Here is a 24,377-nt window from a genome sequence, read left to right on the forward strand (position 1 = left end):
AGCCATGGGCTATCGCCTGGTGATCTGGCCCGTGTCATCGCTGCGGGTGGCCAACAAGGCACAGGAAATGCTCTACGCGACACTCGCGCGCGATGGCTCCACGCAGGCAATGGTCGGCGAAATGCAGACGCGGGCCGAGCTCTACGATCTCATCGGCCTTAAGACCTTCGAGGCCCTTGATGCGTCGATCGTTGCAACCGTGGTTCCGACGCTCGCGGCAGAGTGACGTCAACGGGTCAGGATTCAGAGCGCCCGGGAGCCGCGATGCAGAAGATGCCACATTGTGGCATTTTCGCAGCAGCTCGGGCACTTTCTGTCTTTATCGTGGCGAGCCATTGACGCACCGCAAAATCTATCCGTATCGTTAAAGTGACGGTTCCCGAAAGGGATCAAAAGGGAACACGGTGATTCGGTGAGTCCGAAAATGCCGTGGCTGCCCCCGCAACTGTAAGCGGCGAGTCCTCTGCCATCAGCCACTGGGTCGCGAGATCTGGGAAGGCGGCAGACGGGCGGTGACCCGTGAGCCAGGAGACCTGCCGTCGATCGTGGTCACACGCGAGCTCATTGGGCGGGGTGTCCTGGTGGCGGTTTTCCAGCCTTTCTCGGCCGGGCGACCTCGTTCGCGGTGACGGACCACCCGCGCCGCCGAGTGTCTTCATGTCGTCCGTTCTGCTGTCCCTCCCCCGCCGCCCCGGTCGGGCCACGGCCCTCGTTGCCTTCCTTTCCGTCGCATTCGCTCCGTGTGCCTTTGCCCAGACGGCGGACGACCAAAATGCCGGTGACCTGCCCACCCTCGTTGTCAGCGCCACCGGCATTCCCACGCCCGAGACCGAGGTGGCGAGTTCGGTCAGCATCGTCACCGCCGACGACATCGCCCGGGCCCAGCAGCGCACACTCCCGGACGTGCTGCAGTCCCTGCCCGGCCTCAACGTGGTGCAGACGGGCGGCCCCGGAGGGCAGACCTCGGTTTTCATCCGGGGCACAAATTCCAATCATGTGAAGGTGTTGATTGACGGCATTGACGCCGGTAATCCCTCCACGCCCAACGGCGCCTTCGACTTCGGACAGCTCATGGCCTCCGATCTCGAGCGGGTGGAGGTGCTGCGCGGCCCGCAGTCGGGCCTTTATGGCTCGGACGCAATCGGCGGCGTCATTGCGGTCACCACAAAGAAAGGCGAAGGCCCGCCCAAGGTCACGGCCTATGTGGAAGGCGGAGCGCTCGGCACCTTCAACCAGTATGCAGGCCTGTCCGGTTCGACGGAAAAACTATCGTATTCGTTCAACGTCACCCACTTCTCGTCCACCGACATTCCGGTGACGCCCCAGAACATCGCGCCCCCCTTCTGGCCGCTCAATCCCAACGCTTACGACAACTGGACGTATTCGACGCGTCTCGACTGGCAGGCGGCGGACAATTTCGCGGTCAATTTTGTTGCGCGCTACATCGACTCGAGCCTCGCTTTCACGCCGGACACCTATCCCCCGCCCACCTATTCCGGCGTGCCGGCCGCGCAGCGTTCCACGTCCTATGCCAGCATGTTCTTCACCAAGGGCGAAGGGGTGTGGAAGGCTTTCGATGATCGCCTCATAACCACCTTCGGTGTGAGCGAGCTTTCAACGTCCAATCCTACCGTCGGGCCGAACACGTCAGTGAACGGCACCTATGACGGCGACCGGCAGATCTATTACCTGCGCTCCAACTACGCCTTCGCGCCGGGCCAGAACCTGCTGGTGGGTGCTGAGCGGCGCAACGAGAGCATGACCTCCGCCACCGCCTACACATCCATCGACGCCGCGACAGGCGACACGGGCGTTTATGCGGAGTATCAGGGCAATCTCTGGAACCGACTCTTCTTTGCCGCCAACGTGCGCTACGACAGCGACGACAGCTTCGGCGACCACACCACCTTCCGTCTCGCCCCTGCTCTTCTGTTCGACGAGACCGGCACCAAGCTGAAAGCGAGCTACGGCACGGGCTTCAAGGCGCCAACCCTCTACCAGCTCTATGCGCCCTATTACGGCAACCTGAATCTGCTGCCGGAAGAAAGCACCGGATGGGACGCAGGCTTTGAGCAGAAAGCATTCGGGGACCGGGTGCTGTTCGGCGTGACCTACTTCCACAACAACATCACAAACCTCATCAGCTACGATCCGGTGACGTATCAGAACATCAACATTTCAAATGCCGTGTCGCAGGGTGTTGAGGCGTTCATCGCCGTCAAGGTCACCGACCGCATTGATGCGCGCGTGGACTATACCTACACCGACGTGGTCGGATATGTGCCCCCTGGCCTGCCGTTCGGCGCCGCCTGTGCGCCCATCGACGCGACGTCCTGCAATCCCCTGCGGCGGCCCAACAACAAGGTGAGCCTGGCTCTCGGCTGGCGGCCGACCGACGAACTCGACCTCAAGGCGAGCCTCGTCTACGCGTCCTCCTGGTGGGACATCGTGCGTCTCACCTCGAACTACATTGACCAGCCCGGCTATACGGTGGTCAACGTTGCCGCCAACTATAAGTTGAATACCAACGCCACGCTTTTTGGGCGCATCGACAACCTGTTCGACCAGACCTACGAAAATCCCAACGGCTTCCTTGCTCCCGGCTTCGGTGCCTATGGCGGTGTGAAGCTCACATGGTGAGGGAAGCTGCAAGGCGCCTTGCGAGCGTGCTCGTCGCCGTGTGGCACCTTCTGCTGACGCAGGGGGCGTTTGCCGAAGCTGGGCGCACAGCCGCCCTGCTTCGCGTCGTCTCGCTCAACCTGTGCGCGGATGAACTGGTGTTGCGCCTTGCCGATCCGGGACAGGTCGCATCCGTCACGTTTCTCGCCCGCGACCCCCGCGCCTCTAACGTCGCGGACCTTGCCCGCACCGTGCCGATGAACCGGGGTTTGGCCGAGGAGATCGTCCCCCTGAAGCCGGATCTGGTCATTGTCGGGGCCTATACCACGCGCACCACCACGGCCATGCTGCGCCGACTTGGCTTCGAGGTGCTGGAACTGGATATTCCCCGAACTCTGGGTGAGGCGTATGCCCAGATCCGTATGGTGGCCGCGCGGCTTGGCGTGCCGGAGCGGGGCGAGCAGACGGTGCGGGAGATGGAGGTCGGGTTCGCCCGGCTGCCGGCCGTCGCAGAGAACCACCCCACAGCGGTGGTCCTGCGGCCCAATGGCTTCACGGTCGGCCGGGGCTCGATCTCTGACGAGGTGATGCAGAAGGCCGGTCTATCGAACCTTGCCGCCCGCCTGTCCACCGACAGGAAGGGACAACTGACACTTGAGGAGATCGTGCGCGCGAACCCCGACCTCCTCATCATCAATGCGGAGAAGGACGCGCCTCCCTCACTCGCCGATGGGCTCCTGCGCCACCCGGTATTGGCCGCATTTGCAACCGCCGGACGGTCCGTCGCACTGCCGCCCCGGCTTTGGACGTGTGCCGGTCCCGCGCTCACCGAGGCCGCGGCGCGTCTCGCCACCGCCCGGCTGAGCCTTTCCGGTGTCGGTGCGTCTGGAGAAGATCGGCCGGCCGCTCACCTCGGCGGGGGCACCCTACGTTGATTCCCGAACGCCGCATTCTGCTCCGGCGCGACGCTGCGGTGATCGCCATGATTCACGACCTTCCGGCCTCCGCCCGCTTCTGTGATCGGGTCGCCTTGATGAAGGATGGGGCCTTATCGCCGAAGGTGTCCCAAGGCCGGTGCTGGACGAAGAACGGATCGCAGAGGCGTTGTCGGTCGATGGCCTGCGGTTCGAACATGCGGGCGAGAGTGTCGTCCTGCCATGGTCCCGACCCAGGCGCGAAAACAGCAGGCAGGAGGCCAGCCAGCATGAGCGATAACGTCTTCGACGCGACCGCAGCACATATCCGGGACCCTTATTGCGGCTTCAGCCTCGGCATTTTCGGGGCCATCGCGGAATTCATGCGAGACCCCGCCGAGGCGGCGGAGGTGTGGGAGGGGCCCGATAGCCTTTCGTTACTGACGACCCGCGGCGGGCTGCGCTTTCACGACCATCCGCAAGCCGTCCTCGTCGACTATCGCATGCCTTCGCGCCATGTTGAGCGCCGGATTCCGGCTCGCGCCGTGTGCCTGCCCACCACCTTGGCCGGCCGCGCTGGCCGCGGCGTCCTCACTGAGGTGGGGACCGATGCCGATGCCCTTCGGGAAGAGGATCGCGATGCCGTTCTGTTCGACCTCGGCATTGGACTTGGGTCCGTCGAGGCGTGCATACGGACCGGTGCTCCGGACCTCCTGGCGATCCTGCGCGCTGGGGAGGGCCGTCCGGTTTTCGAGGTTCCCGGCCTTATGCCCGCCTTGGTCGCGCACGGGCCGCACCGCGTGTTCATCTCAGCGCTCGCGCGCATTGAAGTTTTCTCGCCCATCCCGCCGCCCGACGGCCGGAGCCCCGACGGCCCGCACACGCACGTTCTGCCGAGGCTTCTGGCACACCAGCGCACCCACGCCGCCAATGTTCCAATCCCCGAGGGGTGGGTGCCGTGCTTCTCCATCCACCCTCCTGCCGCTCCGGATGCGGATGGGGTCGCTGACACCGAGACTGGCGCTTGCTTCTAAAGGTTCTTGGTAGAGCGCAGCGCCGCCCGCTGCGCTGGCGCAGTTGACCAATTCCGCAAGCGGCAGGCCATCGAGGGTGGGCCGTCGCCGAGACATGCTGCCTGACCGCCTCGGACGCAATCCGAGCCACGGCTCCCTGGCGATCGATGCGGCGCAGGAACGTCTGCGTTCACGTTCTGCCCCTTCCGACGGTTCCGGGCTCTCCAGAAGCCGGATTTTAGTTTAGTGAAGGAGGCCAATCCGTGTGCGCACCACGTGCACACGGTACGGCGAAATGTTATCCAACTACCGAATAATGCTTAAAAATCAGAACATTGTACTGTCCGTGGCGCCCATGATGGACTGGACGGACCGGCATTGCCGGGCCTTCCATCGCACCTTCTCGCGCCATGCGCTGCTCTATACGGAGATGGTGACGGCGCCTGCCGTGATCCATGGCGACCGGGCCCGGCTGCTCGGGTTTTCGGAGGTCGAGCATCCGGTGGCCGTGCAACTCGGCGGCAGTGATCCGGCGCTTTTGGCCCAGGCGGCGCGTATCTGCGCCGATTTCGGCTATGACGAGATCAACCTCAACGTGGGCTGCCCCTCCGACCGGGTTCAGGGCGGTAATTTCGGCGCGTGTCTCATGCGCGAGCCGCAGGTGGTGGCCGAGTGCGTCGCCGCCATGAAGGGCGCCGTATCCCTCCCCGTCACCGTGAAATGCCGCATCGGCGTGGACGACCAGGACCCCGAGGAAGCCCTCGACACCCTGGCCGACGCCGTGCTGGCGGCCGGTTGCGACGGGCTCATCGTCCATGCCCGCAAGGCGTGGCTGAACGGCCTTTCCCCGCGCGAGAACCGGGACATCCCGCCCCTCGACTATGACCGCGTGCGACGCCTCAAGGCCCGCCTGCCACACGTTCCGGTGTCCCTCAACGGCGGTCTCGAAAGCCTCGCGCAGGGGCTCGCCGAGGCGGAGGGGCTCGACGGCATCATGTTCGGCCGCGCCGCCTATCACACGCCGGAACTGCTGGCGGATGTGGACCTCACCCTCCACGGCGTCCCGGCCCCGCACGAGGATACGTTCGCGGCCATCGAGGCGTTCGAGCCCTATATCGCCCGCCACCTCGAAGCCGGCGGCCGGCTGTCCGACATCACCCGCCACATGCTGGGCCTGTTCGGCGGCAAGAAGGGCGCGCGCATCTTCCGCCGCCGCCTCTCCACCGAGGCCATCATCCCCGGTGCCGGGCTCGAGGTGCTGCGCAGTGCGGTGGACGAGGTGCGCCGCCGCGACCTGCAGGCGGCCTGACGAGGCGGCAATTCCTGCGGAGTTGCGTGAATAGCGCAGCTCTCGCCGGCGTCATGCGGCCGGCACAGTGGACATATGCCGAATTCCGGGCCACTCCTCGTCGCCTATCCGCCCGCAAGCCTTCGGTTCCGCTCATGTTTTCCAACGTTCCCGTGCAGGAGCTCGTCCTGCTCGTCGCCGCCATGCTGGCCGGTGGCCTGCTCACGGGCCTGCTCGCCGGTCTCTTCGGCATTGGCGGCGGCGGCGTCATCGTGCCGGTGCTGTACGAGGTCTTCGGCTTCCTCGGGGTGGACGACAGCGTGCGGATGCAATTGTGCGTCGGCACCTCCCTCGCCATCATCATCCCCACCGCCATGGCCTCCCACCGCACCCACATCGCCAAGGGCGCATCGCTGCCCGGCGTGCTGGCGAAATGGCGCATCCCGGCCATCATCGGCATCATAGCGGGCAGCGCCATTGCGGCGGTGGCGGCGGGTTGGGTGCTACAGGCGGTTTTCGTGGCGGTGGTGTCGCTGCTGGGGCTGAAGAGCCTCATCGGCCGCAACGACATCCGTATCTCCGACCACCTGCCCTCTTCCGCGGTGATGCGCTTCTACGGCTTCTTTATCGGCCTCGCGTCGTCGCTGGTGGGCATCTCGGGTGGGGGCATCTCCACCAACATCCTGCTGCTCTACGGCGTGCCGATCCACGCCGCCGTTGCGACCTCGGCCGGCATCGGCGTCATCATCCCCATACCGGGAGTGATCGGCTATGCCATCGCCGGCTGGCCGCACCTCTCCGAGCTGCCGCCCCTGTCCATCGGCTATGTGTCGGTGATCGGCTTCCTGTGCATCGCCCCGGTGGCGACGCTGGTGGCGCCCTATGGGGCGCGGCTCGCGCACCGGCTGAGCCGCCGCCATCTGGAGATCGGCTTCGGCCTGTTCCTGCTGCTGATCGGCGCGCGCTTCCTCATCGCCATCATAAAAGGCTGAGGCGGCGCCTCACCAGCGGTGGGTGAAGCCGGCGGTGATGCTCTTGTTCAGCGTCGAGCCGGTATCGGCCACGGAGGTGGTCACCGTGAGGTCCGGCGCGAGCTGCTGCTGGGCGCTCACGGTGGGCAGAAGCTGGGACGAATTGCTCGTCGCCTTGGTCGAGACGGCGAAGGTGGTGCCCATGTCCGTCAGCTTGAGGCTGAGCGACTTGTCCGTCTCCCACGCCTGCGACCCGGCCTTCACCTGATAGGTATCCGCCAGCGTCGCCGCGAGACCGCTGGTCAGGGGAATGGTGCGCTCGAAGGTGGTGGCGAGCTTGCTCGCCGCATCGTTGGGATCGACGGAGACGTTCAACGTGCCCTTCTCCCACACCATCCAGTCCGGCAGCCGGGAGACGGTGACCTTCGCATAGGCGGTGCCGCCGAGGCCGTCCGCGCTCTGGCCGACGGTGGGCGCCACGCTCGATCCCGTGGCGGAGAGGTCGAGGCCGACCACCGCGCCATAGTCCTGCACGGGCGTCGAATAGGTGAGCGAGGTCGAGCCGTCGGCCTTCAGGGCCGTCTTCGCCTCCGTCCCGTCGGCAAGCGCCGGCGCGGCGGCGAAGAGCGGAGAAAGCAGCGCCGGCAGAAGCGCGGCGCGCGTGAGGGGGCGGCGGATCGCCATGGGTCTCGACCTCCCGGGGCAGAGGGTGGGGCACCGGAACGGGGACCGCGCACGCGGCTACCGTTCCTCTCGGCTTGCTTGGTCGAGGATGGATGGGGAGAAGTTAAGGCGGAATTGTTGCACTGCGGCGTCGTCCCCATCATGCGCGCGCCGCATGGCTTTTGCGCCACACGCGCGCCGGGCCGCCTTGCCGCCGGGCCAGCCGCGTCCTAATCCCCGCGCGGGAGGATGATAATGACACAGCCGGATCTTTCGAGCGCAACCCTCGACCTGCTCACCCGCATCGCCGGGGCGCTGGAGCGCCTGGCCCCGCCTGCGGTGCCCACACCGGATTTCGAGGCGGCCGACGCCTTCGTCTGGCACACCGACCCCATCCGCTTCGAGCCGGTGCCGCGGGTGAACCGGGTGGAAATGGACCTTTTGCAGGGCATCGACCGGGTGCGCGACCAGCTCGTGGAGAACACCGAGCGCTTCGCCCATGGCCTGCCGGCCAACAATGCGCTGCTCTGGGGCGCGCGGGGCATGGGGAAAAGCTCGCTGGTGAAGGCCTCCCACGCCGCCATCAACCGGTCTCTGGCCGATGATGGCGCGCGCCTGAAGCTGGTGGAGATTCACCGCGAGGACATCGAGACACTGCCGGCGCTCATGGGGCTGGTACGCGGCTCCCATCACCGCTTCATCGTCTTCTGCGACGACCTCTCGTTCGATTCCGACGACACCTCCTACAAGTCGCTGAAGGCGGTGCTGGAAGGCGGCATCGAGGGGCGGCCGGACAATGTGATCTTCTACGCCACGTCCAACCGTCGCCACCTGCTGCCGCGCGACATGATGGACAATGAGCGCTCAACCGCCATTAATCCCGGCGAGGCCGTGGAGGAGAAGGTCTCTCTCTCTGACCGCTTCGGCCTGTGGCTCGGCTTCCACAAGTGCAGCCAGGACGAATACCTCGCCATGGTCGCCGCCTATGTGGAGCACCACGGCATTCCGGCGACGGAGGAGGAGTGGCGGCCGAAGGCGCTCGAATGGGCCACCACCCGCGGCGCCCGCTCCGGCCGCACCGCCTACCAGTTCGTGCAGGACCTCGCAGGCCGGCTGGGGGTTGCGCTGAAGGCGGCGTGAGGCGCCAGCCTGCGTTAGGGCGACGTCTGACTTGCCCCCTCTCCACTTGCGGGAGAGGGCTGGGGTGAGGGGTATGGCGCCCTTTGTCCCAACACTTCCCTGAACCGACCACCTCCCTCACCCCCAACCCCTCTCCCGCAAGGGGAGAGGGGAGATCTTGGAGGGAAGGGAGATCTTGGCCTCACCCCTCGGCGATCACCGCCAGGAATTGCTGGCCGTAGCGCATCAGCTTGGCCTCGCCGATGCCGGAGATCATGCCCAGAGCCTTCATGGAGGTGGGCTTCAGCTCGGCGATGGCCATCAAGGTGGTGTCGTGGAAGATGACGTAGGGCGGCACGCCCTGCGCCCGCGCCAGCTCCAGCCTGAGTTTCTTCAATTTCTGGAACAGCGCCTCGTCCGCCGGATCAGCCAGAGTGGCGGAGGGGCCGCGCCCGCCGCCGGTGACGCGGGCGGCGCGGGGGCGCGCCTCGGCCTTCAGTTCCACCCGCTCCTCGCCGCGCAGCACAGGCCGGCATTTCTCGGTGAGGCCGAGGCTGCCGTGGCCCTCCACGTCCACCCAGAGATAGCCCATGGCCACCAGCTGGCGGACCACGGCCCGCCATTCATCGCGCGAGAAATTGCCGCCGATGCCGAAGGTGGAGAGCTTGTCGTGGCCGAACTTGGTCACCTTGTCGTTGGCCTCGCCGCGCAGCACGTCGATGACATGGCCGGCGCCGAACCGCTCCCCGGTGCGGTAGACGCAGGAGAGCAGCTTCTGCGCCGCCTCGGTGCCGTCGAAGGTGCGCGGCGGTTCGAGGCAGGTATCGCAATTGCCGCACGGCTGCGGCAGGTCTTCCTCGAAATACTTCAGCAACACCTGCCGCCGGCAGGAGGCGGTCTCGGCAAGCCCCAGCAGCGCATCGAGCTTGCTGCGCTCCACCCGCTTCCTCGCCTCCGGGGCATCCGAGCCATCCACGAACTGGATCAGCTTCGCCACATCCTCCACGCCGTAGAGCAGCAGCGTCTCGGAGGGCAGCCCGTCGCGGCCGGCGCGGCCGGTTTCCTGATAATAGGCCTCGATGCTCTTGGGCAGGTCGAGATGGACGACGAAGCGCACGTCCGGCTTGTCGATGCCCATGCCGAAGGCGATGGTGGCTACCATCACCACGCCTTCCTCCTTCAGGAAGCGGTCCTGGTGGCGGGCCCGGGTGTCGGCGTCGAGGCCGGCATGATAGGGCAGCGCCGTGCGGCCCTCGGTGGAGAGCATCTCGGCGGTCGCCTCCACCTTCGCCCGGCTCATGCAATAGATGATGCCCGCCTCGCCATCATGGGCATCGAGGAAGGCTTTCAGCTGCACGCGCGGATTGGCCTTCGGCGCGATGCGGTAGCGGATGTTCGGCCGGTCGAAGGAGGACAGGAACACCTGCCCCTCCTCCAGATTGAGCCGCTCCACGATCTCCCGGCGGGTCGGCCCGTCCGCCGTGGCGGTGAGCGCCATGCGCGGCACGCCGGGATAGCGCTCGTGCAGGATGGTGAGCTGGCGATATTCGGGCCGGAAATCGTGCCCCCACTGGGAGACGCAATGGGCCTCGTCGATGGCGAACAGCGAGATGCGCGCGCCGTCCAGCAGATGGAGGAAGCCGTCCGTCAGCAGCCGCTCGGGCGCCACATAAAGGAGGTCGAGGTCGCCCATGGCGAGCGCCCGTTCCACCTGCCGCCCCTCGCCGGGGGCGAGGGACGAATTGAGCATGGCCGCCTTCACGCCGAGCTGGCGCAGCGCCTGCACCTGATCGTGCATCAGCGCGATGAGCGGCGAGACCACGATGCCCGTGCCCGGCCGCACCAGGGCCGGCACCTGATAGCACAGGGATTTTCCGCCGCCCGTGGGCATGAGCACAAGGGCATCGCCCCCGGCGACCACATGCTCCACGATATCCCGCTGCCGCCCGCGGAACGCCTCGTAGCCAAAGACGTGGCGCAGAACCTCGAGCGGAGCGGAATCATGAAGGGTAGCGGGCATGGGGCCTTATAGCCCCCTGCCCCCGCCGGGCAATGCGGGATGGAGCCGCGCTGCCTATCGGCGCCCCGCCGCCAGCAGCAGCGCGGCACCGCCGACGAGGATGCCGGCGGACACCCGGTCCGCCACCAGGGTGAAGCGGCCCTTCAGCGCTGCGCGCGCCTTGTCCGCCACCACCGCCCACAGCATGTCGCCCACCAGTGCGATGACCGCGAAGATCGCCGCCAGAAGCGCGATCTGCGGCACGGGATCAGCCGTGTTGGTGACGAATTGCGGCAGGAACGCCGCGTGGAACAGGAGCGTCTTGGGATTGGCGAAGGCCACCGCGAGCCCGCGTCCGAAGGCGGCATGGGCGGAAGGTGTGGGCGCATCCACCGCCTTGCCGGCACTGCGCCACTGCATCACCGCAAGCCAAACGAGGTAGGCGGCACCGGCATAGCGCACGAGATCGAAGTGGCGGGAGAAGGCCTCCACCACATAAGCGAGGCCCCCCGCCACCAGCGCCAGCTGGGCGATGAGGCCCACATTGACGCCCATGGCGGTGAGAATGCCCGCCTGCCGCCCGTGCTTGAGGCTGGTGCCGACGATGAGCGCCACGTTCGGCCCCGGCGTCGCCCCCAGGGCGATGCAGGCGAGCACGAACAGGGCGAGGCTTTCGGCCGAGATCATCACTTGCGCTCCTCCGGCCGAGGGCCCGCCCGCTCGCGGATCAGGCCTCCGGCGTGTCGTCTCCGGCGGCTTCCACGCCGCCTTCGCCCGTCTCACCCTCGGCGCCGGTGTCCTCGCTGATGTGCTCCACCGAGACCACGCGCTCGCCTTCCGCCGTGTCGAACACGATGACGCCCTGGCTGGCGCGGCCGACGATGCGGATGCCATCCACGGGGCAGCGGATGAGCTGGCCGCCGTCGGTGACGAGCATGATCTGGTCGGCATCCTCCACGGGGAAGGAGGCGACGAGGCGGCCGTTGCGCTCGTTCACCGCCATGGCAACGATCCCCTTACCGCCGCGCCCGGTGACACGATATTCGTAGGACGAGGTGCGCTTGCCGTAGCCGTTCTCGGACACGGTGAGGATGAACTGCTCCTTCGCGCCCATCTCGGCATAGCGCTCCTGGCTGAGCTGGCCGGAGCCGCTCGCGCCCTCCTCCTGCTCCACCTCGGCGCTCTCGCCCGCCTCGCCGCGCAGGGCGCGGCGCATCTTGATGTAGGCGAGCCGCTGCTCGGCATCGGCATCCACATGGCGGATGATGGCCATGGAGATGACGCTGTCACCATCCTCCAGCCGGATGCCCCGCACGCCCACGCTGTCGCGCCCCTTGAACAGGCGCACCTCGGTGGCGGGGAAGCGGATGCAGGCGCCGGCCGCCGTGGTCAGCAGCACGTCGTCCTCCTCCGTGCACAGGCCGACATCCGCGATGGCCTCGCCCTCGGCGAGCTTCATGGCGATCTTGCCGTTGCGGTTCACCTGCTGGAAATCGGTGAGCGCATTGCGCCGCACGGTGCCGCCGGTGGTGGCGAACATGATCTGCAGGCGCTGGTTCTCGCCCTCGTCCTCCGGCAGGAGAACGACGGACGTGATGCGCTCGTCCTGCTCCAGCGGCAGGATGTTGATGAGGGCCTTGCCGCGGGCCTGCGGCGCCGCCAGCGGCAGGCGCCACACCTTCATCTTGTAGACCTGCCCCTTGGAGGAGAAGAACAGCACCGGCGCGTGGGTCGAGGCCACGAACAGGCGGGTGACGAAATCCTCGTCCCGCGTCTGCATGGCCGAGCGGCCCTTGCCGCCGCGCCGCTGCGCCCGATAGGTGGAGAGCGGCACGCGCTTGATGTAGCCGGCATGGGAGACGGTGACGACCATCTCCTCGCGCTGGATCAGATCCTCGTCCTCCAGATCGCCGAAGCCCTCGACGATCTCGGTCTTCCGGGGCGTGCCGAACTCCGCCTTGATGGCGAGAAGCTCGTCCCGGATGATCGCGCGCATGCGCGGCCGGCTGGCGAGGATTTCGAGATAATCGGCGATCTCGGCGGCGAGCTTGTCCAGCTCGTCGGCGATTTCATCGCGGCCGAGAGCGGTGAGCCGCTGGAGCCTTAGGTCGAGGATCGCGCGGGCCTGCACCTCGGAGAGGCGATAGGTGCCGTCTTCCTTCAGCTTGTGGCGCGGATCGGCGATGAGGGCGATGAGCGGCGCCATGTCCTTGGCCGGCCAGTCGCGGCCCATCAGGGATTCGCGGGCGCTCGCCGGGTCCGGCGCGGTGCGGATGAGGCGGATCACCTCGTCGATGTTGGCGACGGCGATGGCGAGGCCCACCAACACGTGGGCGCGGTCGCGCGCCTTGCGCAGCAGGAACTTGGTGCGCCGGCTGATGACCTCCTCGCGGAAGGCGATGAAGGCGGTCAGCACGTCGTGCAGGGTGAGCAGGCCCGGCTTGCCGCCGGAGAGCGCCACCATGTTCACGCCGAAGGAGGTCTGCAGCAGCGTGAGCCGGTAGAGGTTGTTCAGCACCACGTCGGCCTGGGCGTCGCGCTTGATCTCGATGACCACGCGCATGCCGTCGCGATCGCTCTCATCGCGGATCTCGGAGATGCCCTCCACCCGCTTGTCGCGCACCAGCTCCGCGATCTTCTCGATCATCGTCGCCTTGTTCACCTGATAGGGAATCTCGGTGACGATGAGGGCTTCGCGGTCCTTGCGGATGTTCTCGATGGCGACTTTCGCGCGCATCAGGATCGAGCCGCGACCGGTGAGATAGGCCTGGCGGATGCCGGTGCGTCCGAGGATCAGCGCGCCGGTGGGGAAGTCCGGGCCGGGCAGCAGGTCGAGCAGCGCCTCGGGCTCCAGCAGCGGGTCGTCCAGCAGCGCGACGGTGACGTCGATGATCTCGCCGAGGTTGTGCGGCGGGATGTTGGTGGCCATGCCGACCGCGATGCCGCCGGCACCATTGACCAGGAGGTTCGGGAACTTGGCCGGGAGAACGGTCGGCTCCCGCTCGGAATTGTCGTAATTCTCCTGGAAATCGACGGTTTCCTTGTCGAGGTCGTCGAGAAGGGTGTTTGTCACCTTCTCGAGGCGCACCTCGGTGTATCGCATGGCCGCCGGGGCATCGCCGTCCACCGAGCCGAAATTGCCCTGGCCATCCACCAGGGGGAGCCGCATGGCGAAGGTCTGGGCCATGCGCACCAGCGCGTCATAGACCGACTGGTCGCCGTGGGGATGGTATTTACCGATCACGTCGCCGACCACGCGGGCCGACTTGCGGTACTGCTTGTTCCACTCGTACCCGTTCTCGTGCATGGAGAACAGGATGCGCCGATGCACGGGCTTGAGGCCGTCGCGCACGTCGGGCAGGGCCCGGGCGACGATGACGCTCATGGCATAATCGAGATAGGAGCGGGACAGCTCCTCCGTGATGGAAACGGGCCGGATGTCGGACGGCGGCTCGCCACCAGTCTTCGGCGTTTCGGAATCGGCCAAAAGTCAGCACTCGCATGGATTGGTGAGGTGCTTCCTTCTAGCCGATTCACCCCTGCGACGCCAGCAAAACCCCTCTGGCGGACGTAAATTTATACTATATAAATCAATGGGTTATGCAGACCATCTCGCAGGTCGCCGGACAATTTGTCGGTTTTGCGTCAGATGGGCTCGCGAACGCCGCCTGAAGCGGCCGGAAACGGGGCCTGCGACGGCACAACAAAAGCCCGCCCGCGGCATGCGCAGGCGGCGACTTTCCGTGAGCCAATCAGCAACAAAGCTAGGGCGGCCAGCACCAAGACCGACCGCAGCGCCCCGTCCTCAAAGCCGAAGGCGTGCCTCAGAACGGGATTTCGTCGTCGAGATCGGCCGCAGGGCGTCCGCCACCCGAACCGCCGCCAGCCGGTGCCGGACGGCGCCCGCCGCCGGAACCGCCTCCGCTGTAGCCGCCGAAGCTGCCGCCTCCGCCGCCCATGGGGCTGGCCGAGCCGAAGTCGGAGCCGCCGCCATATTCGTCCGCGCCGGAGCCGGCGCCGCCGCCCTCACGGCCGTCGAGCAGGGTCAGCTCGCCGCGATAGGGCCGCAGCACAACCTCGGTGGTGTAGGTCTCGCGGCCGTCCTTCTCATACTTGCGGGTCTCGAGCTGGCCCTCGATGTAGACCTTGGAGCCCTTCTTCAGGAAACGCTCGGCCACGCCGACCAGGTTCTCGTTGAAGATCACCACCCGGTGCCACTCGGTGCGCTCGCGGCGCTCGCCGGAGGCCTTGTCGCGCCAGTTCTCGGACGTGGCGATGGACAGGTTGCAGACGCGGCCGCCGTTCTGGAACGACTTGACCTCCGGGTCGCGGCCCAGATTGCCGACCAGGATCACCTTGTTGACGCTGCCGGCCATCCCGCTCTCCCTCGTGCCGTGTTCCGCCGTTCCGCAGGCCGCCATTGCGACGCGCCGCGAATCCCGCACCCTACCGTCCCCGCCGGGTCATGCGACCCCCGGCGCGGCTTTATCCCCATGATGAACCGCCGCTGGCCGCCGTGCGTAACAGCTCATGGCTTAAATGTTCACGTTGTGTTCCTAACCGACTTCCCCCAGACTGGCAAGAGCATCGGCGCGCTCGATCCGAGTCGCCCCGCTCTTTTTGGGTGGCGCCCTTCGGAGTTCGTATTATGTTCTCTTCCGCATCGCACAAGGTTCACTACATTTCCGAGAGTTCATGAGCACGTTCCCCGGCGCGCTGCGCGGCTTTCCGGCCGCTGGCGTGCTCGCCGCTGCAAGGGCGGCACGATCGTTTCTCAGGCCCCGACCCCTTTTTGCGCCGCAGGCGCCAGCGGATGTCCATGTCTGATCGCGCAGCCTCCCCGCGTCCCATCCCGCGCCGCGATGCCCGTACCCTCTCGGTGCGCGGCGCGCGCGAGCACAATCTCAAGAACGTGGACCTCGAAATCCCCCGCGACAGTCTGGTGGTGTTCACCGGCCTGTCCGGCTCGGGCAAAAGCTCGCTCGCCTTCGACACCATTTATGCGGAAGGCCAGCGGCGCTATGTGGAAAGCCTCTCCGCCTACGCCCGCCAGTTCCTGGAGATGATGCAGAAGCCGGACGTGGACCAGATCGACGGTCTCTCGCCGGCCATTTCCATCGAACAGAAGACCACCTCGAAGAATCCGCGCTCCACGGTCGGCACCGTCACCGAGATCTACGACTACATGCGCCTTCTGTGGGCGCGCACCGGCGTGCCCTACTCCCCGGCCACGGGCCTGCCCATCGAGAGCCAGACCGTCTCGCAGATGGTGGACCGCACCCTCGCGCTGCCGGAAGGCACGCGGCTCTTCCTGCTCGCGCCGGTGGTGCGGGGGCGCAAGGGCGAGTACCGCAAGGAACTCGCCGAGTGGATGAAGAAGGGCTTCCAGCGGGTCAAGATCGACGGCACCTTCCACGAGATCGCCGAGGCGCCGGCCCTCGACAAGAAGTTCAAGCACGACATCGACGTGGTGGTGGACCGCATCGTGGTGCGCGCGGACCTCGCCCAGCGGCTCGCCGACAGCTTCGAGACCGCGCTCGGCCTCGCTGACGGGATCGCGGTGGCCGAGTTCGCCGACGAGAAGGACGAGGCCGGCGCCCCGCGGCGCATCATCTTTTCCGAGAAGTTCGCCTGCCCGGTGTCCGGCTTCACGATTTCCGAGATCGAGCCGCGGCTGTTCTCCTTCAACAATCCCTTCGGCGCCTGCCCGGCCTGCGACGGCCTCGGCGTGGAGCAGACCATCGACCCGGACCTCGTGGTGCCGGACAAGGCCCGCTCGCTGAAGCAGGGCGCCATCGCCCCCTGGGCCAAGTCCACCTCGCCCTATTACGGGCAGACGCTGGATGCGCTGGCGAAGCACTACCACTTCAAGCTGAACGTGCCCTTCGCCGATCTGCCGGAGCAGGCGCGCGACGTCCTCCTCTTCGGTTCTGGGACCGAGAAGATCACCTTCCACTATGACGACGGCATGCGCGCCTACGAGACCTCGAAGACCTTCGAGGGCGTGGTGCGCAACCTTGACCGGCGCTGGAAGGAGACCGACAGCGACTGGGCGCGGGAGGAGATTTCCAAATATTTCTCCACTGTTCCCTGCAAGGTCTGCAACGGCTACCGGCTGAAGCCCGAGGCGCTGGCGGTGAAGATCGCCGGGCGGCACATCGGCGAAATCGGCGAGCTCTCGGTGCGGGCCGCGGCGGGATGGTTCGAGAGCCTGCCGGCCCAGCTCACCGACAAGCAGAACGAGATCGCCGGGCGCATCCTGAAGGAGATCCGCGAGCGGCTGCGCTTCCTCTTGGACGTGGGGCTGGAATACCTCACGCTGGCGCGGTCCTCGGGCACGCTTTCCGGCGGCGAGAGCCAGCGCATCCGCCTCGCCTCGCAGATCGGCTCCGGCCTCACCGGCGTGCTGTACGTGCTGGATGAGCCCTCCATCGGCCTGCACCAGCGCGACAATGAGCGGCTGCTCGGCACGCTGAAGCACCTGCGCGACCTCGGCAACACGGTGATCGTGGTGGAGCATGACGAGGACGCCATCCTCGCCGCCGACCATGTGGTTGACGTGGGGCCCGGCGCCGGCATTCACGGCGGGAAGATCGTGGCGCAGGGCACGCCGGCGGAAATCCTCGCCAATCCCGCCTCCCTGACCGGCCGCTATCTCACCGGCGAATTGAGCGTGGGCGTTCCGGCGCGGCGCAAGCCGAACCCCAAGCGCATGCTCAAGCTCTCGGGCGCGCGCGGCAACAATCTGAAGAATGTCACGGCGGAAATCCCGCTCGGCCTGTTCACCTGCATCACCGGCGTGTCGGGCGGCGGCAAGTCCACGTTGCTCATCGATACGCTCTACAAGGCGGTTGCGCGCCGGCTGAACGGCGCCTCGGAGGCCCCTGCCCCGTTCGACAAGCTGGAGGGGCTGGAACACCTCGACAAGGTGATCGACATCGACCAGTCGCCCATCGGCCGGACGCCTCGGTCCAACCCGGCGACCTATACCGGCGCCTTCACGCCCATCCGCGAATGGTTCGCCGGCCTGCCGGAAGCCAAGGCGCGCGGCTACGGGGCCGGGCGCTTCTCCTTCAACGTGAAGGGCGGGCGGTGCGAGGCCTGCCAGGGCGACGGCGTCATCAAGATCGAGATGCACTTCCTGCCGGACGTGTACGTCACCTGCGATGTCTGCAAGGGCAAGCGCTACAATCGCGAGACGCTGGAAGTCACCTTCAAGAACAAGTCCATCGCCGACGTGCTCGACATGACGGTGGAAGAGGGCGCGCAGTTCTTCAAGGCGGTGCCCTCGGTGCGCGAGAAGCTGGAGACGCTGCACCGCGTCGGCCTCGACTACGTGAAGGTCGGCCAGCAGGCGACCACGCTCTCGGGCGGCGAGGCGCAGCGGGTGAAGCTCTCCAAGGAGCTGTCGCGGCGGGCCACCGGACGCACCCTCTACATCCTGGACGAGCCCACCACCGGCCTGCACTTCCACGACGTGAAGAAGCTGCTGGAAGTGCTGCACGAACTCGTGGAGCAGGGCAATTCGGTGGTGGTGATCGAGCACAATCTCGAAGTCATCAAGACCGCCGACTGGATCCTCGACCTCGGACCCGAAGGCGGCGACGGCGGCGGCGAGATCGTGGTGGCCGGCACGCCCGAGACGGTGGCGCGCGACAAGCGCTCCCACACCGGCCACTTCCTCGCCGAGGTGCTGGCCCGCCGTCCGTTCGCGGACAGCCGGAAGGCGCTTGCCGACAAGGCCGCTGAAAAGGAGGCCAAGCCGGCCGGGGCCGCGCGCGGGAAAGCGGCGCGCCGTCCGACCGCCGGGGAAGAGGCCGAGGACGGCGCGCCGGCCTCCGTGGCGGACGCCCCTGCCGTCGTGATGGAAGAAGCCGCCTCGGCGGAAGCGTCCGATGCGCCGCGTGTCGCGCGCGGACGCCGGCGTCGGCAGGCCGCCGAGTAGGAAGGGCTCCCGCGCCTTTCGCCCGCAGGCTCAGGCCGAGCGGGCGGCGCCTGGGCGCATGCGGCGGCGGAGCAGGCGACCGATGCCGTAGGTCCACATCAGCTGTGCCCGGGCCCGCACGCTCAGGTGTCGGGCGGTCGCCTGCGGTACGAACCACGCATTGTGGCCGGTGCGCCGGACGAGATGATAATTGCCTTGGCGCATCACGGCGCAGGTCTCGCTGAACCGCTCGCGGTCATCCACCACAACGAGCTTCGGCTGGAAGCGGCTGAGCGTCACGCCCTTCAGGACGTCGGGCTCTGCCCCCTCCACATCCACCGAGAGGAAGTCGATGGTGGAGAGGCCGGCGCCCTCAAGAACGGCGTCGAGGGTCGCGGCCGGCACCTCGATCACCATGTCCTCCGGCCGCACCTTGCGCGGATTGAAGACGATGGTGCTGCTGCCCCGGCGTTCCAGCAGGGCCACGCGCCCGGTCCCCGCCGCCGCGGGTGCGACACAGGCGCACTGAACCACCTGGGCCTGACGCGCGCGACGCAGGTTTTCGGCGAATTCCGGTACCGGCTCGACCAGAAGGCCGGTCCAGCCGGTGAGTTCCAGATGCAGTGTCTGGCTCTGAAAGACCGGGTCGTACGCCCCCACCTCCACAAAGACCCCGGTCGGCCCGAGGAAGCGGGACGTCAGTCCGCGTTCTTCCTGGGCGGTATAGATCGCCTGCCCGGTAAGACCGGTGGCGTTCGCCATGTTCATTGCATGCCCCCATGCGACTTACGCACACGCAGCGCACCATCACGGATGGCGCGCTGAGAGGGCCCCCGCCCGCTCAAGTTGGATATAGCATTCGGGCGGCAGATGAGTACCGCCCATAACGCGTGCTCGCTCAAGGACCTGCAATGCAGCATTGCAACACGCTCCTTCAGGTTAACGAGCAGTGGCTCGCTCCATGCACGGGTTGCATTGCTGCAATGCATCGACGCTTCTATGGCGATGCAGCATGAGGGCATATGTTGCTGTCAGCAAGTGGAGTCGCCGCAAGGTGGACCCGCAAGAGGAGAAGTAACATGTTGCTCTGGGGTATCCTGGCTCGCCAGTTCCGCCGCTGGCAGGTCTACAACCGCACGGTTGCCGAGCTGTCCAGCCTCGACGATCGTTCTCTCGCCGACATCAATGTGTCGCGCAGCGAAATCCGGGCCGTCGCCCGCCACGCTTCGGCTGCCGCCTGATTTCAGGCGCCGCTGCCATGGCTGAGCCGGCCTTCGGGCCGGCACCGGAGAATGGTCCCTCAGGGGACCATTTTCGTTTTTGAGCCCGCGCCACGGGCGAGACAGGCGCTGAGGGTTGAAGTCCCGGCGGCGCGTGTGGCACACCACTTGTCCCGCCGGGTGCCCCCGATTGCCGGCGGCACACTGGAGCCGCGATGCCTGACACTTTTTGGCCCGACCGTCCGAATGGCGATAATGTCGCACCCGTCCATGTGGTCGGCGGAGGGCTCGCGGGCTCGGAGGCGAGCTGGCAGCTGGCCACGCGGGGCATTCCCGTGGTGCTTCACGAGATGCGGCCCGTGCGCGGCACCGAGGCGCACCTCACCGACGGCCTCGCCGAGCTCGTCTGCTCCAATTCCTTCCGCTCGGATGATCCGCAAGGCAATGCGGTCGGCGTGCTCCATGCGGAGATGCGCCGCGCCGGCTCGCTGATCCTCAAGGCGGCGGATGCCAATCAGGTGCCGGCCGGCGGCGCGCTGGCGGTGGACCGGGAGGGCTTCTCCCGCGCCGTCACCGCCGCACTGGAGCAGCACCCGCTCATCGAGATCCGTCGCGAGGAGATCACCGGCCTGCCCCCGGCCGAGTGGGACAACGTGATCCTCGCCACCGGCCCCCTTACCTCTCCGGCTCTGGCCGAGGCGATCCTCGGCCTCACCGGCGAAAGCGCCCTCGCCTTCTTCGATGCCATCGCGCCCATCGTGCATTTCGACAGCATCGACATGGGCAAGGCCTGGTTCCAGTCGCGCTACGACAAGGCGGGGCCGGGCGGCACGGGCGCGGACTACATCAACTGCCCCATGGACGAGGCGCAGTACAACGCCTTCGTCGACGCGCTGATCGCCGGCGACAAGGCGCCGCTGCGCGATTTCGAGGCCAAGACCCCCTATTTCGACGGCTGCCTGCCCATCGAGGTGATGGCCGAGCGCGGCCGCGAGACGCTTCGCTTCGGTCCCATGAAGCCGGTGGGCCTCACCAATCCCCACGCGCCTGATGTGAAGGCCTATGCCATCGTCCAGCTGCGGCAGGACAACAAGCTGGGCACGCTCTACAACATGGTGGGTTTCCAGACGAAGCTGCGCCATGGCGAGCAGGCCCGCGTGTTCCGCACCATCCCGGGGCTGGAGAATGCGGAATTCGCCCGGCTCGGCGGCCTCCACCGCAACACCTATCTCAATTCCCCGCGCCTTCTGGATGGCACGCTGCGCCTGAAGGCCGATCCGCGCCTGCGCTTCGCTGGCCAGATCACCGGCTGCGAGGGCTATGTGGAGAGCGCGGCGGTGGGCCTCATGGCCGGGCGCTTCGCCGCCGCCGAGCGGCTTGGGCTGGACGCGCCGCTGCCGCCGCTGACCACGGCCCACGGGGCGCTGCTCGCCCACATCACCGGCGGGCATATCGAGGCGGAGGCCGAGGGCGGCCCCCGCTCCTTCCAGCCCATGAACGTGAATTTCGGCCTGTTCCCCCCGCTCACCGAAGCCCCCAAGGGCGAGGCCGGCAAGCGCCTGCGCGGGGCGGAGAAGACCCTCGCCAAGAAGAAGGCGCTCGCCGCACGGGCGCTCGCCGACATCATGGGCTGGCTCGACAGCCCGCCAGAGGCGGCTTAAGAGGCCCGGATGCCGCGCCAGTCCGTCACGCCGCCGCCTTTGGAATATGATGCCGACCCGGCCCGCTTCGCCGTGGACACGGTGCTGAAGCGCGACGTCTTCTCCACCGTGGAGCGCGGCACCTGGACCGACCGCCATGGCCGGGAATGGCCCGCCGTGCGCCGGCGCTGGAACGACGTCTCGCTGTGGTTCGCACCCATCGCCACCCAGCTCGCCGCCCACGAGATCCATGCGCTGGAGAAGGTGACGCGCACCGGCGTCACCACGCCGCTGCTCGCCGTCGGCAAGCGCTTCCTGGTGCGCGGCTGGATCGACGGGGCGCCGCTGCAGATCGCCCGGCCGGCCGGCGACATGCACTTCTTCCACTCCGCCCGCTCCGCGCTGCTGACGCTGCACCGCGCCGGCTACGTCCATAACGACCTCGCCAAGCAGCAGAACTGGCTGCGCGGGGCAGACGGCGAGGCGTGGCTGATGGATTTCCAGCTCGCGCTGCCCTTCAGCCGGCGGTCCAAGCTCGGCCGCGTGCTGGCCTATGAGGATCTGCGCCACCTCCTCAAGCACAAGCGCACCTATTGTCCGGACCAGCTCACCCCGCGCGAGAAGAAGGTGCTGGCCACCAAGAGCCTGCCCACCCGCGTGTGGATGGCCACCGGCAAGAAGGTCTACCGCTTCGTCACGCGGCGGCTGATGTCCTATTCCGATACCGAGGGCCGTGGCCCGCGGGTGACGCAGGTGGGGCCGCGCATCGCCGAAGCCCTCGCCAGCCATCCGGCGGTGGCGGAAGTCCACATGTCGGACTTCCAGACGCTGGGCGGCAAGGTGGGCCTCTACGCCTTCGTCGCGTCTTCCGCGGCGGTGACGGCGGATGCCCTGCGCGCCCATCTCGGAACCGCCTTGCCCGACCGGCCGCACCTCGATCACCTCCAGATCGTCCCCGCGCTCCCAAAGGGGCCGGACGGCGCGGTGCGCGACGACCTGCTGCTGCTGATTGCCCGCAACCAGATCGAGATGCTGGACCAGCTCGCCGGCTCTGAGGCCGTGCGCCTTCAGGTGGCGGAGATCGCCCGCGGCCGGCTCAACCTCACCGATCGCATCACCCGTCCCGCCGCCTGACGAAAGTTGTGCGGCGCGGACCCTGCACGGCCCATTGATTAAACGGACAACCGTTTTATTCTAGGCCCCGCTTCCCGGCGGCGGCCGCGACCGCGCATGAGAATCCGGGGAGCGAGGGAGGATGTGACCATGCTGCCGAACGCCCCCGGGGGTTTCGATTTCGACCTCGGCGAAACCGCCGACATGCTGCGCGACACCGTGCGAAACTTCTCCCAGGCCGAGATCGCCCCGCGCGCCGCCGAGATCGACAAGAGCAACCTTTTCCCCCGCGACCTGTGGCCCAAGCTCGGCGCGCTGGGCCTGCTCGGCGTCACGGCGGAGGAAGAATATGGCGGCTCAGGCCTCGGCTATCTCGAGCACGTCATCGCCATGGAGGAGATTTCCCGCGCCTCCGCCTCGGTGGGCCTCTCCTACGGCGCGCACTCCAATCTCTGCGTCAACCAGATCAGCCGCAACGGCACGCCGGAGCAGAAAGCGAAATACCTGCCCAAGCTCATCTCCGGCGAGCATGTGGGCGCGCTCGCCATGTCCGAGCCGGGCGCGGGCTCGGATGTCGTCTCCATGCGCACGCGCGCGGAGAAGAAGGGCGACCGCTACGTCCTCAACGGCTCGAAGATGTGGATCACCAACGGCCCCATCGCCGAGACGCTGGTGGTCTACGCCAAGACCGACCCCGCCGCCGGCCCCAAGGGGATGACGGCCTTCCTCGTGGAGAAGGGCTTCAAGGGCTTCTCCACCGCCCAGAAGCTCGACAAGCTGGGCATGCGCGGCTCCGACACCGGCGAGCTGGTGTTCGAGGATTGCGAGGTGCCGGAGGAGAACGTGCTTGGCGCCGTGGGCAAGGGCGTCAACGTGCTCATGAGCGGGCTCGATTACGAGCGCGCGGTCCTCGCGGGTGGCCCCACGGGCATCATGCAGGCCTGCATGGACGTGGTGATGCCCTATGTCCACGAGCGCAAGCAGTTCGGTCAGCCCATCGGCACCTTCCAGCTGATGCAGGGCAAGATCGCCGATATGTACGTGACCATGAACGCCACCAAGGCCTACGTCTATGCCGTGGCCAAGGCCTGCGACCGCGGCGCCACCACCCGCGAGGATGCGGCCGGCGCCATTCTCTACGCGGCGGAAAAGGCCACCTGGATGGCGCTCGAAGCCATCCAGACCCTCGGCGGCAATGGCTACATCAACGATTATCCCACCGGCCGCCTGCTGCGCGACGCCAAGCTCTACGAGATCGGCGCCGGCACCAGCGAAATCCGGCGGATGCTCATCGGCCGCCAGCTTTTCGACAAGACCGCCTGATACCACCGCTGCGGCGAAGCTCCCGTCAGCGTGTCTGGCGGGAGGTCGACCGGCGGATTATCGTAGGGGCGGGTCTGCGCACCACGACGCCCCACGGTCGCGCGCTCGGCGGCGGAAGCAACGGCTCCCGTCGCCTGTCGAAGTGACGAACCGAAGGATGGAATGCCATGAAGAAGATCATTCTGGCCGCTACCGCTCTCTCTCTGGCTCTGGCCCCCGCCGCCGCTTTCGCGCAGGGCGTGGTGAAGGGTGCCGAGCAGGGCGCCAATGCCGGCGCTTCGGCCGGTGACAAGGCGGCTGGCCCGGTGGGCGCCGGCGTCGGCGGCACGGTAGGCGGTGTGGGCGGTGCGGTCGCGGGCGGTGTCGCCGGCGGCGTCAAGGGCACCGGCACCGGCGCCGAGAAGGGCGCGAAGGAAGGCGAGAAGGCCGCCGGCCCCGTGGGCGCGGTGGTCGGTGGCGCGGTCGGCGCAGTCGGCGGTGCCGTGGGCGGCGTCATCGGCGTCAAGTGACCGCGCGTGACGTGATCGCCAATTGATTGAGTGAGAGGCCGGCGCGGGGCATCCCCTGTGCC

General features: G+C 67.3%; 18 protein-coding genes, 1 pseudogene and 1 riboswitch. Of the genes and pseudogenes, 13 read left to right on the plus strand and 6 right to left on the minus strand.

Annotation, left to right across the window (positions count from 1 at the left end; genetic code table 11):
• The 6 genes and pseudogenes from V5F74_RS00005 to V5F74_RS00030 form a co-directional block, all read left to right on the plus strand.
• A pseudogene (locus V5F74_RS00005) lies at window positions 1-226 on the plus strand (methylisocitrate lyase); the annotation flags it as partial.
• Between the two features lie 130 nt (window positions 227-356).
• A riboswitch (cobalamin riboswitch) is annotated at window positions 357-555 on the plus strand.
• Window positions 556-657: 102 nt separating this feature from the next.
• Window positions 658-2,640, plus strand: coding sequence for a TonB-dependent receptor plug domain-containing protein (locus V5F74_RS00010; RefSeq protein ID WP_394005530.1), 1,983 nt, complete (start codon window positions 658-660; stop codon window positions 2,638-2,640).
• A 26-nt stretch (window positions 2,641-2,666) separates the two neighbouring features.
• The gene (locus V5F74_RS00015) at window positions 2,667-3,554 is read left to right on the plus strand and encodes an ABC transporter substrate-binding protein (protein ID WP_394005531.1); all 888 of its coding nucleotides are present in this window, start codon (window positions 2,667-2,669) and stop codon (window positions 3,552-3,554) included.
• A gap of 269 nt (window positions 3,555-3,823) precedes the next feature.
• On the plus strand, window positions 3,824-4,567 hold the full coding sequence (locus V5F74_RS00020) for a DUF6925 family protein (RefSeq protein ID WP_051679240.1): 744 nt from the start codon (window positions 3,824-3,826) through the stop codon (window positions 4,565-4,567).
• Window positions 4,568-4,862: 295 nt separating this feature from the next.
• Window positions 4,863-5,855 carry a tRNA dihydrouridine(20/20a) synthase DusA gene (gene dusA, locus V5F74_RS00025; protein WP_081837712.1) on the plus strand — a complete coding sequence of 331 codons (993 nt, stop codon included), beginning with the start codon at window positions 4,863-4,865 and terminating at the stop codon, window positions 5,853-5,855.
• A gap of 134 nt (window positions 5,856-5,989) precedes the next feature.
• Window positions 5,990-6,826 carry a sulfite exporter TauE/SafE family protein gene (locus V5F74_RS00030; protein WP_024279065.1) on the plus strand — a complete coding sequence of 279 codons (837 nt, stop codon included), beginning with the start codon at window positions 5,990-5,992 and terminating at the stop codon, window positions 6,824-6,826.
• A 9-nt stretch (window positions 6,827-6,835) separates the two neighbouring features.
• Here V5F74_RS00030 and V5F74_RS00035 read toward each other — a convergent pair whose 3' ends face one another.
• Window positions 6,836-7,489, minus strand: a complete 654-nt coding sequence (locus V5F74_RS00035) for a hypothetical protein (protein WP_394005534.1) — start codon at window positions 7,487-7,489, stop codon at window positions 6,836-6,838.
• A 234-nt stretch (window positions 7,490-7,723) separates the two neighbouring features.
• Between V5F74_RS00035 and V5F74_RS00040 the strand changes: the two genes are divergently transcribed.
• A complete protein-coding gene (locus tag V5F74_RS00040) occupies window positions 7,724-8,608 on the plus strand; it encodes an ATP-binding protein (RefSeq protein ID WP_394005536.1) in 885 nt (294 codons plus the stop codon).
• Between the two features lie 181 nt (window positions 8,609-8,789).
• Here the strand turns inward: V5F74_RS00040 and recQ are convergent, their stop codons facing one another.
• From recQ to ssb, 4 genes are all read right to left on the minus strand, one after another.
• Window positions 8,790-10,607, minus strand: a complete 1,818-nt coding sequence (gene recQ, locus V5F74_RS00045; protein WP_394005538.1) for a DNA helicase RecQ — start codon at window positions 10,605-10,607, stop codon at window positions 8,790-8,792.
• Between the two features lie 54 nt (window positions 10,608-10,661).
• Window positions 10,662-11,273: a LysE family translocator gene (locus V5F74_RS00050; RefSeq protein WP_374251927.1), complete on the minus strand. Its 612-nt coding sequence runs from the start codon at window positions 11,271-11,273 to the stop codon at window positions 10,662-10,664.
• 40 nt (window positions 11,274-11,313) lie between these two features.
• A complete protein-coding gene (gene gyrA, locus V5F74_RS00055) occupies window positions 11,314-14,073 on the minus strand; it encodes a DNA gyrase subunit A (protein ID WP_394005541.1) in 2,760 nt (919 codons plus the stop codon).
• Window positions 14,074-14,410: 337 nt separating this feature from the next.
• Window positions 14,411-14,962 carry a single-stranded DNA-binding protein gene (gene ssb, locus V5F74_RS00060; RefSeq protein WP_394005543.1) on the minus strand — a complete coding sequence of 184 codons (552 nt, stop codon included), beginning with the start codon at window positions 14,960-14,962 and terminating at the stop codon, window positions 14,411-14,413.
• A 443-nt stretch (window positions 14,963-15,405) separates the two neighbouring features.
• Between ssb and uvrA the strand changes: the two genes are divergently transcribed.
• Entirely contained in the window at window positions 15,406-18,531 is a 3,126-nt protein-coding gene (gene uvrA, locus V5F74_RS00065; RefSeq protein ID WP_394007436.1) for an excinuclease ABC subunit UvrA, read from the plus strand.
• Between the two features lie 30 nt (window positions 18,532-18,561).
• Here the strand turns inward: uvrA and V5F74_RS00070 are convergent, their stop codons facing one another.
• On the minus strand, window positions 18,562-19,278 hold the full coding sequence (locus tag V5F74_RS00070) for an FkbM family methyltransferase (RefSeq protein WP_394005545.1): 717 nt from the start codon (window positions 19,276-19,278) through the stop codon (window positions 18,562-18,564).
• Window positions 19,279-19,589: 311 nt separating this feature from the next.
• Here V5F74_RS00070 and V5F74_RS00075 point away from each other — a divergent pair, with 311 nt between their 5' ends.
• The 5 genes from V5F74_RS00075 to V5F74_RS00095 all read left to right on the plus strand — a co-directional run bounded on the left by V5F74_RS00075 (window position 19,590) and on the right by V5F74_RS00095 (window position 24,315).
• Window positions 19,590-19,751: a DUF1127 domain-containing protein gene (locus tag V5F74_RS00075; RefSeq protein WP_081762634.1), complete on the plus strand. Its 162-nt coding sequence runs from the start codon at window positions 19,590-19,592 to the stop codon at window positions 19,749-19,751.
• 194 nt (window positions 19,752-19,945) lie between these two features.
• Window positions 19,946-21,391: a methylenetetrahydrofolate--tRNA-(uracil(54)-C(5))-methyltransferase (FADH(2)-oxidizing) TrmFO gene (trmFO, locus tag V5F74_RS00080; RefSeq protein WP_051679238.1), complete on the plus strand. Its 1,446-nt coding sequence runs from the start codon at window positions 19,946-19,948 to the stop codon at window positions 21,389-21,391.
• Between the two features lie 9 nt (window positions 21,392-21,400).
• Window positions 21,401-22,504: a serine/threonine protein kinase gene (locus tag V5F74_RS00085; RefSeq protein WP_394005547.1), complete on the plus strand. Its 1,104-nt coding sequence runs from the start codon at window positions 21,401-21,403 to the stop codon at window positions 22,502-22,504.
• Between the two features lie 129 nt (window positions 22,505-22,633).
• A complete protein-coding gene (locus V5F74_RS00090; protein WP_374251941.1) occupies window positions 22,634-23,806 on the plus strand; it encodes an isovaleryl-CoA dehydrogenase in 1,173 nt (390 codons plus the stop codon).
• A 167-nt stretch (window positions 23,807-23,973) separates the two neighbouring features.
• The gene (locus V5F74_RS00095) at window positions 23,974-24,315 is read left to right on the plus strand and encodes a hypothetical protein (RefSeq protein WP_197023024.1); all 342 of its coding nucleotides are present in this window, start codon (window positions 23,974-23,976) and stop codon (window positions 24,313-24,315) included.
• The last annotated feature ends 62 nt before the right edge of the window (window positions 24,316-24,377 follow it).

The organism is Xanthobacter aminoxidans, assembly GCF_043193615.1.
Classification (GTDB): Bacteria; Pseudomonadota; Alphaproteobacteria; order Rhizobiales; family Xanthobacteraceae; genus Xanthobacter; species Xanthobacter aminoxidans.